Source organism: Brevundimonas sp. UBA5866 (assembly GCF_002432125.1).
Lineage (GTDB): Bacteria > Pseudomonadota > Alphaproteobacteria > Caulobacterales > Caulobacteraceae > Brevundimonas.
The window spans coordinates 23,607-24,094 of the sequence record NZ_DJFS01000068.1 but is presented as its reverse complement, the minus strand read 5'-3'; the positions used below and the strand labels follow the sequence as shown (position 1 = coordinate 24,094).

1 protein-coding gene is annotated in these 488 nt (G+C 70.1%); it reads right to left on the bottom strand.

Translation table 11 applies throughout. The annotated features are described in order from the left end of the window. A partial coding sequence (locus B3H86_RS07500) for a terminase large subunit domain-containing protein (RefSeq protein ID WP_414632841.1) occupies positions 1-488 on the bottom strand: 488 nt, incomplete at both ends.

Genomic DNA, 488 nt, shown 5'->3' with positions numbered 1-488 from the left:
CCGGCCTCGGCGTCGTCGTGATCGCCAGCTTGGGATCATCCCCCAGCCGCAACCCAAAGCGCAGATTGCTCAGCACCTTTTCCGGTTCGCGCCACGCACAGAACTCGTCCGCCCACGCCGCATGGAACTGCGGCCCGCGCAGACTGTCGGGGTCCTCCGCAGAGAACCCATAGGCCGCCGCCCCCGATGGCCACACCAGCCGCCGCCGACTGGCCTCCCATCGCGGCCTGTTGTCCGGCCCCGCCAGCGCCCGCAGTCCCGAAGGCCCCTCGATCATCACTTCGCGCACATCATGGAACGCCGGCCCCACCAGCGCGAATGTCATCGCCCCGCGCCGCGCCAGCTCATTGATCCAAAACCCGCCCGCAAAGGTCTTGCCCGACCCGCGCCCGCCCAGCAGAACCCTGGTCCGCCATCCGGTCTCAGCCGGATCCGGAACCTGCTCGGGCCGCACAACCGGCGTCGCCCGCATCACCTTCGGCAAGGCC